General features: G+C 47.5%; 5 protein-coding genes. 1 reads left to right on the top strand and 4 read right to left on the bottom strand.

Going from position 1 to position 7,021, the window contains the following annotated elements:
• Positions 1-444: 444 nt before the first annotated feature.
• The 4 genes from gltX to JCM2765_RS15630 all read right to left on the bottom strand — a co-directional run bounded on the left by gltX (position 445) and on the right by JCM2765_RS15630 (position 5,378).
• Positions 445-1,932: a glutamate--tRNA ligase gene (gene gltX / locus JCM2765_RS15645; RefSeq protein WP_054737488.1), complete on the bottom strand. Its 1,488-nt coding sequence runs from the start codon at positions 1,930-1,932 to the stop codon at positions 445-447.
• A gap of 214 nt (positions 1,933-2,146) precedes the next feature.
• Entirely contained in the window at positions 2,147-3,325 is a 1,179-nt protein-coding gene (locus JCM2765_RS15640) for a PIN/TRAM domain-containing protein (RefSeq protein WP_054737487.1), read from the bottom strand.
• Positions 3,326-3,350: 25 nt separating this feature from the next.
• The gene (radA, locus tag JCM2765_RS15635; RefSeq protein WP_054737486.1) at positions 3,351-4,730 is read right to left on the bottom strand and encodes a DNA repair protein RadA; all 1,380 of its coding nucleotides are present in this window, start codon (positions 4,728-4,730) and stop codon (positions 3,351-3,353) included.
• Positions 4,731-4,841: 111 nt separating this feature from the next.
• Positions 4,842-5,378: a dCTP deaminase/dUTPase family protein gene (locus JCM2765_RS15630; RefSeq protein ID WP_054737485.1), complete on the bottom strand. Its 537-nt coding sequence runs from the start codon at positions 5,376-5,378 to the stop codon at positions 4,842-4,844.
• Positions 5,379-5,521: 143 nt separating this feature from the next.
• Between JCM2765_RS15630 and JCM2765_RS15625 the strand changes: the two genes are divergently transcribed.
• Positions 5,522-6,871, top strand: a complete 1,350-nt coding sequence (locus JCM2765_RS15625; protein ID WP_225352136.1) for a C1 family peptidase — start codon at positions 5,522-5,524, stop codon at positions 6,869-6,871.
• The last annotated feature ends 150 nt before the right edge of the window (positions 6,872-7,021 follow it).

Here is a 7,021-nt window from a genome sequence, read left to right as displayed (position 1 = left end):
CTGATATTCAGCCATTGCAATATATGAATCGCTGATCATCAACGTCAGTCGTTGTAATCCCGTGACTGAACGTGCAGTTAAGCACTTGAGATGGTCTGCAATGGCGACCAATTGCGCAGTATGAGATTCCGGTCAGCGGCTAGGTGGATGCTGTATCGCGATGATTGGTGGTTGTTGACGAACTTTCAACAACCGCCAATCATCGGGGACGAAGTTAAGACCCGCACGGTTTTTGGCGAGGCTTAACTTCGAGGTTTGAGACCGCCCTTTGGCTCAGACCGGCCCCACAGCAGGAACCTAGCCGCTGACCGGAATCGACAGTCTAAGCAAATCAACGCACTTCACAAACTGAACACACGAATGCTTACGCTGGACACAAGCGAAAGTAAAACAAAAAACGAGAACCCTACACAAAGAGTTCTCGTCACTGTTTGCAAGTTTCAATTATTGAATCTGTGCTAACGTTTGTGCCACGTGTTCGAGTGCCTTGTCGCGACCAATCAATTCGATTGATTCTGGCAATTCTGGCCCGTGCATTTCGTGGGTAACGGCGATTCGAATTGGCATCCAGAGCTTACGGCCCTTGATACCAGTGTCTTTTTGAATGGCCTTGATCGTCTGTAAAATTTTGACCGTATCAAAGATTGGTAAGTCCTTGATGCGTTCAGCGAATTCCTTCAACACGATTGGGGCAGTGTCGTTTGAAATTTCTTCCAAAGCTTCGCCACTGACTTGTTCTGGTTCGTTAAAGAACACAGAGGCCATGTCGTTGATTTGCGCCATGTAGCTCATTTGTTGCTTGTAAACGTTGATCAACTTACGCGCCCATTCAACCGTTGGGGCGTCTGGGTTTTCAGGCAAGTTCCCTGCTTCGATCAATTGTTGTAAGGCAAGATCCATCACAACGTCTTCGTCAGATGACTTCACGTATTGGTTGTTGATCCATTCCAGCTTCTTCTTATCGAAGGTTGCTGGTGACTTGCTCAACCGCTTTTCGTCGTACATCTTCACGAATTCTTTCAGTGAGAAGATTTCGTCTTCGCCAACTGGTGACCAGCCTAAAAGGATGATGAAGTTCAACAAAGCGTCTGGCAAGTAGCCCAACTTCCGGTACTGTTCAATAAATTGAAGCACCGTTTCGTCACGCTTCGACAACTTCTTACCCGTATCCTTGCTGATGATCAAGCTCATGTGACCGAACTTAGGTGCTTCCCAGCCAAATGCTTCGTAGATCATCAATTGCTTAGGGGTGTTGGCCACGTGGTCATCCCCACGGAAAACGTGGCTGATCTTCATCAAATGGTCATCCAAAACAACCGCGAAGTTGTAAGTTGGAATGCCATCCGCCTTCACGATCACAAAGTCGCCACCGATGGTATCGGAATCAAAGGAAACGTTGCCCTTAACCATGTCATCCCAAGCGTACGTCTTGTGTTCTGGGACGTGGAACCGGATAACTGGCTTCAAGCCCTTGGCTTCAGCTTCAGCCATCTTGGCGTCACGTTCTTCGGCGGTCAATCCTTCATATTCGTATTCGTAGTGTGGCATCTCGTGACGGGCCCGTTGGGCTTCACGGTCAGCTTCAAGTTCGTCTTCGGTCTTGTAAGACTTGTAAGCCTTGCCTTCTGCTAACAATTGTTCGATATATGGCTTGTAAAGTTCAGACCGTTCTGATTGACGGTAAGGCCCTACGTCACCTGGTTTGTCTGGACCTTCATCCCAGTCCAATCCCAACCACTTCAAGTTGTCGAGTTGGCTCTTTTCGCCATCTGCGACGTTCCGTTTCGTATCGGTATCCTCGATCCGAATGATAAACTTGCCCTTGTAGTGACGCGCAAACAAGTAGTTAAACAATGCTGTCCGTGCGTTACCAATATGCAAGTGTCCGGTTGGACTTGGTGCATAACGAACGCGAATTGAATCATTTGCCAATGTATTTTCCGCCTCTTTCAAAAATTTTCGACCTGCGAGCTAACCGACATTGGGTCTAGCCCACAAACAGGGGATCCAGTTCCAGTCAACATCGTGCTGATTGGAAGGTATCCCCTGCGTGAGTTTTACCCGTTGTCACCGGCCACGCATCATCGACATCATGTCCTAGTTTACAATGGAATATTCAAAAAGAAAAGTTTGAGCGTCGAATAACTTAATTTTTTCGACTCTTTGGTGCTGTTTTGGCCTTTGCTTTACGGGCGTTGTTCTTAGCAGCGGCCGCTTTTTCGGTAATTTCAGTTGTCGAATGGGCCGGCTTAGCAAAAATCATCCGACCGGCATCCGTTTGAATTGCCGAGGTAACGATAACATCCAGATGGTCATTCAGATAGAAACGACCGTCTTCAACGACCACCATCGTACCATCATCCAAGTACGCAACCCCCTGTTGACGCTCAGTCCCGTTTTTAACGACCATCACGTTCAAGTGTTCCCCCGGAATGACCCGTGGCTTCAGTGCATTGGCTAACGCGTTAATGTTAAGCACTTGAACGTTTTGAAATTCAATCACTTTGTTCAAGTTATAATCATTGGTCACAATGACCCCATTAACTTCCTTGGCCAAGCGAATCAACTTACTATCTACTTCAGGAATGTCCTCGTAATCCCCTTCATACATCTCGACCGGCACTAAGTTTTCATTTTGAAGTTTATTCAAAATATCCAACCCTCGCCGACCACGAACCCGCTTGATACTATCGCTTGAATCCGCAATGTACTGCAGTTCGTACAGCACGAAGTTGGGCACCAATAACGTCCCTTCAATGAAACCAGTCTTCACAAGGTCGTAAATTCGGCCATCGATCAAGATATTGGTATCCAAAATCTTGTAGTGGTGGTAATTTTCATCCAGTGGGCGATCAATGATGTTTTCACCATCGTCCGCTTTCTTCCCCCGAAATTGAAATAACTTTCGCCATTCATCCCGTTTGGTCGTCCCCATTCGGAACCCGAGGTAACCAAACAAGATCATCAGGATGATTGGCACGATGCCACCAAAGAAAACCGAATCAATCCGCGTCAACGGTGTCGAAATCAAAATGGCAAAAATCAAGCCGATAATGGTCGACACACTCCCAAATAATAGGTATGACGGGCTCTTTGACGTCAACGTTTTTTCAAACTGGTTGATCAGACGCTCAATTGAACCTGAAAGAATAAGGGATAATAGCCAAAGCACGAGCGCCCCAATCAACGGGTTTGAAATTTCATTGTTATACCACGTACGCGTCGTTAATCCGGTCAGTGCCCAGCATGCCGGTAAGTAAACGGCGCCAAGCCCGAGTCCGATAAACGCGAAGATTCCTTGAATAATGAGTCTTTTTTTGTTCAATAACCTTCACCTCCATAAATCTAACCTACGACAAAATCAACTTCAATGCGTCACCAATCGTCGCAACCCCAACCACGTCAATGCCAACGGGTGGCGTCCAGTCCTTTAGATTGTTCTTCGGGACGTAGATGCGCTTAAAGCCCAATTTTTGTGCTTCACTGACCCGACTTTCAATTCGGTTGACCCGCCGAATCTCACCCGTCAGGCCAATTTCACCAACGTAACATTCACTTGGATCAGTGCCTTGATCGCGGTAAGAACTGGCGATACTAATCGCCAATGCAAGGTCAACAGCGGGTTCGTCCAACTTAACGCCACCAGCCGCTTTCAAATAAGCGTCCTGATTTTGAAGCATCAGATTGGCCCGTTTTTCCAGCACCGCCATAATCAATGAAACCCGATTACGATCAATCCCAGACGATGTCCGCTGTGCATTTCCGAAGACGGATGGGGTTAACAAGGCCTGAATTTCGACCAAGATTGGCCGGGTCCCTTCCATCGACACAACGATCGCAGATCCGGTTGCATCCGCCAATCGCTCTTCCAAGAAGATTTCAGACGGATTCGACACTTCTTTTAGACCCGTTTCCTGCATTTCAAAGATGCCAAGCTCGTTGGTTGAGCCAAACCGGTTCTTCACTGCCCGCAAGATTCGGTAAGTGTGGTGTAAATCGCCTTCAAAATACAGCACGGTATCCACCATATGTTCCAAAATCTTCGGCCCAGCAATCGCGCCGCCCTTTGTCACGTGACCGACAACGAAAATGGTAATGCCCTGCGACTTCGCAATTCGCATTAACTCCGCTGTGACTTGGCGAATCTGAGACACCGAACCAATGGCGGAACTGATCTCTGGTTCGGACATCGTTTGCACCGAGTCGATCACCACGTAATCGGGCTTCATCTCGTCAATACTCTCCCGAATCCGACTCATATCGGTTTCAGGATATAAATAGAGGTTGTCACTCGAAACGCTTAATCGATTGGCACGCATTTTAATTTGGTTAGCACTTTCTTCACCGGAAACGTAAAGGACGGTTCCGCCAGTCTGACTCAACTGACCCGAAACCTGAAGTAAAAGGGTTGATTTCCCGATTCCGGGATCCCCGCCGATCAATACGAGGGAGCCCGGCACCACGCCACCACCGAGAACCCGGTTTAATTCCGCTAACTGCGTCTTGACTCGGGGTTCGCGTTGCGTTGATACTGCTGATAACTTTTCGGGTTTGCTAACCCGACCGCCAACCAGCGTCGTTGTTGCATGTTGCACACTTGGTGTCACAGAAGGAGCAACAACTTCTTCAACTAATGTGTTCCACTTGCCACAGTTTGGGCAGCGTCCCAAAAATCGGGGTGCTTGATAGCCACATTCTTGACATACAAATTGGGTTTTGCTCTTTGCCAATCCATTCTCTCCCTTAAATCGTTACCTTTGACTTTTACTAACCAATACTATTCTAGCATAGTGCACAGCAATTGAAACAGCTCCAACTTGAGTTTTAAACGCTTCTTAAAATTACTTGCCAGAAGACCCGAAACCACCCTGCCGTTCCGCTTGTGGTTGCCGTTCTTCATCAGCTAACAAGTAGTTCATGAAGATGCCTTGGCCAATTCGTTCGCCCTGTTTCAAGTGCACATCTGCCAGGCCGAAATTCAACACTTGCATGAAAATTTCGCCTTCGTTGTTCTCATTGTTATAGTAATCGGCATCGATTACCCCAATCCCGTTGGGAATCACCAATCCGCGCTTCAACGGATTACTTGACCGATTAGCTAAAATCAGCACTTCATCGTCACCCATGTAAGCCTTGATGCCGGTTGGGACTAAATACGGCTTCAAAATCCGCTTTGCTTTTTGCGCCTGAACGTCATCCACAGCACGCTCGTGACGAATCGCCCAAAGGACCTTCAAAAAATCAAGCTTCCAAATCGACGGCACCGTAAAGTCGGTTGCACTTTCGAAATCATACCCAGCCGCCCGCTTTGTTGTGCGATACGGCAGGTTTAGGCCAGCGTTGCGGTATTTTGAAACAATTTCAAATCCACGTGTCATTTTACTCGCTCCTTAAAAGTTTAGTTGCGTCATACTATCTAAATACATCACACCAATGTCTCCCCATCTTACACTATTTACTCGCTACCAAGCAACGAAATGCGGTACAATATAAGCCATAACGATTAAGGAGCGTGATGAATTTGACTCAATCTTCTAAAGCTGCTATCAGTAGCGACCAAATTGCGCGTTATCAGGCTCAATTTGCCGAACGCAAGGACGCAAAAGTCATCGAACGCGCAGTGACCCACCAGGGGATTTTAGCCACCAGTGCGGACTACGCCTCAGATACTGATATGACGCCGGTCTTTTCAATTGATTTGGACACCGGTAAAGTGGCCAACCAAAAGCAAAGCGGTCGTTGTTGGATGTTTGCCGCCCTTAACACCATGCGGCACCACTTAGCCGACCTCTTTAAACTGACCGACTTCGAACTTTCACAAAACTACACCTTTTTCTGGGACAAGTTCGAAAAATCAAACTACTTCTACCAAAACGTGTTAAACACCGCTGACCAACCATTGGACAGCCGGAAAGTGGCCTTCCTAATGGCTACCCCACAACAAGATGGCGGTCAATGGGATATGTTATGTGCCATCATCGAAAAGTACGGCATCGTGCCTAAGTCAGTGATGCCCGAAACCTACAGCAGTTCTAAGTCTAACGAACTGAATGGTACGTTAAACAAGAAGCTGCGTAAGGATGCTGTCACGTTACGTCAATTAGTCGCAGACGGTGCCAGCGAAGCCGACATTGCCAGCGCTCGTGACCGGATGCTAGGTGAAGTTTACCGTCTTCTCTGCTACACCCTCGGCGAACCCGCCCAACAATTCGATTTCGAATATCGTGACGATGATAAGAACTACCACTTGGATCAAAACCTGACCCCTAAGTCTTTCTACGACAAATACGTGGGTTGGGACCTCAACGACTACGTGTCGATCATCAACGGTCCAACCGCTGACAAGCCTTACAACAAAACGTACACCGTTGAAATGTTAGGTAACGTTTTGGGTGGCCGTGAAGTAAAGCACTTAAACGTCACCATTGATGACTTCAAGCAATTAGCCATCAAGCAACTTCAGGACGGCCAAAGCGTCTGGTTCGGCTGTGATGTTGGTCAAAGCTCTGATCGCCAAAAAGGGATCATGGATCTGAACGCCTACAATAAAAACGCCCTTCTTGATATGGATTTGACCATGACTAAGGCTGAGCGACTCGACTACGGCGAAAGTCTCATGACCCACGCCATGGTCATTACCGGCGTGGACCTCGTTGACGGCCAACCAACCAAGTGGAAGGTTGAAAACAGTTGGGGCGAAAAGGTCGGCACTAAAGGTTACTTCGTCATGAGTGATCGTTGGCTCGAAGAATACTGCTACCAAATCGTCATCAACAAGAAATACCTCAGCGATGAACTGAAACAAGCCCAAGCGCAAACCCCAACGGTCCTTGCACCATGGGATCCAATGGGCGCCTTGGCTTCACATTAACTTATTAATTTACCTTTTGGAACAGCCTCGATTGACCGATAACTGGTCAGTTGAGGCTGTTTTTGGTGTCGTTTGTGTCCAGCGTAAGCATGCCTCGTTTGTGAAATTCAGTGATTCTGGTTTTATATAGTGGGAAGATGCCGCGGGAGG

The organism is Secundilactobacillus similis DSM 23365 = JCM 2765 (genome assembly GCF_001311075.1).
GTDB lineage: Bacteria > Bacillota > Bacilli > Lactobacillales > Lactobacillaceae > Secundilactobacillus > Secundilactobacillus similis.
Note: the sequence above shows the minus strand (reverse complement) of the source record. Positions and strands in the feature narration are given on the sequence as shown.